1 protein-coding gene is annotated in these 1828 nt (G+C 48.3%); it reads right to left on the reverse strand.

Annotated elements, in window-relative coordinates:
- Positions 1–130: 130 nt before the first annotated feature.
- Positions 131–1465 carry an IS110 family RNA-guided transposase gene (locus tag NFS35_RS28770; RefSeq protein ID WP_251210376.1) on the reverse strand — a complete coding sequence of 445 codons (1335 nt, stop codon included), beginning with the start codon at positions 1463–1465 and terminating at the stop codon, positions 131–133.
- Positions 1466–1828 lie beyond the last annotated feature (363 nt).

Genomic DNA, 1828 nt, shown 5'->3' on the forward strand with positions numbered 1-1828 from the left:
AGTCCAGCTAAGAAATGTCAATAGGTAAAACGAAAAATGTTTAAAAAGTTTTTTTCAAGCAGTTGATGTAAAAAAGGGTAACTTTAATAAGCCCACCCCTGTGGAAATTTTCAAAATTCATAAGAACTTGTTAAGCAGCACACGGTGCCTTGTCAGGATGAAGTGCCAGATACCGTTCACAGTGTTCCTGGGGAGTGATGACCTCAAACGGCTTATTGTCCCGGAGCATCGCAAAGATGATGTTGCAGATCTTATGCATCACAGCCCCGACAGCGACGTTCTTCTTCTTGGCTTTGCACTTGTCGGCATAATAGCTGTGGATGACTGGGTTTACAGGCATCCCGTTGCCCTTGTCCACCTTAAGGTTATTGAGCGCCACCATATGCAGGATGCGCCTGGCAAGGCTGGAGCCCCTTTTTGACATATGTACCTTGTCCCCGTTGAACTTTCCAGACTGTCTTACGGCAGGGTCCAGTCCGAAGTAGGCATACAGCTTCTTTGGGGAGGGGAACAGGTCAAAAGCCCCCATTTCTGCGACAAGGACCACTGCGCTCATGAAGCCCACACCACGCAGCGACTGGAGAAGCTGGATGCGGTCATAGACCGGATTGCCTTTCAGACGATCCACAGAAGCCAGAATCGCTTCCAGGATTGTGTCAAGGCGTTTCTGATACTCCCGGTAAGAGTCTATGTAGAGCCTGATGCGGACAGCATTGCTTTTGAGTGCCCGCCCAAAGATGGCAGCATCTTCTGCTGCGGCATGCAGGGCATCATACTTGGCCAGGGCATATTTTTCCCCAAAGCGGGCTGTGGAGCGGATTGTTTCCACGACCGTTTCCTTTGGGGCAGCAAGAAGATCCTCCGCAAGCGGGTAGGCCTCCAGGAGCTTTAAGGAAGTCTGGGTGGTAACCTTGCTGAAAACTTTCCGGTATGCGGGAAATGATACTTTCAGTTCCGCGGTGAGCTTCAGGACGACTGCAGACTGCAGGTCTTTGAAGTAATAGTAGTCCCGGACCAGGTTGCGCAGGTCGATGACCTCATCATCTGGAATGATGGAAACTTTCAGGGAAGCATCAAGGCCGACTTTGGCAGCTTTTTTTGAATCAAATTTATCATTATGCAGTTTCCTTACGTTCATATTTGTGCTATTCTTAGTAATGATAGGATTAATGACGGAGCAGTCAAAACCCTTATCGCGAAGGAAGCACAGGAGCGGGATGTGGTAGATCCCGGTGGACTCGAGGAAGCAGCGGCTTTTAAGAGAATACGCCTCTTGTGCTTCCTTTATTTTTGCGACGGCAAGCTCCCGGGACTGGGGATCGGAATGGATGATCTTAAAAGGTTTCCCGGCAAGGGTGCCATTTGGGAGCATGATGGACATCCATGAGAAGTCTGCCCCGACATCAAGCCCGACTGAGAGATAGGGGATGCTTTGCAGCATCTTAAGTACTTTTTGGTATTTCATGGTTTTATCCTTTCTGGCAGGTATCCATTTCCAGAAGGCGGATACACAACCTAGCGGCTTATACAGGTATAGCCTGGGGCTTCCCAACCAGCCAAAACATAAATCACCACCGAATGGACTGACAGACTTTCTAAGAGGTATCGCCAGCCGGAAGGCCGGTTCCCAAGGAGGCGTCGTCAATGATCCTGCCTCGGTGATTATACCTCTATATTTTGTCTGGTGCATTAAGGAAACCTCAGACATGGTAAAAATTTTATCAATAACCTCTGATGGAAGGGGAACCCTCCTTCAGCTATTCATCAGATATGACTTTGTAACTTATTAACTGTATAGCTCTTGTGGCTATATCATCATTATACTAGG

The organism is Acetatifactor aquisgranensis (assembly GCF_943193215.1).
Classification (GTDB): domain Bacteria; phylum Bacillota; class Clostridia; order Lachnospirales; family Lachnospiraceae; genus Acetatifactor; species Acetatifactor aquisgranensis.

What these genes read in the sequence shown, in the direction of transcription:
- NFS35_RS28770 (WP_251210376.1), bottom strand. Translation starts at nt 1,465, where the DNA reads ATGAAATACCAAAAAGTACTTAAGATGCTGCAAAGCATCCCCTATCTC.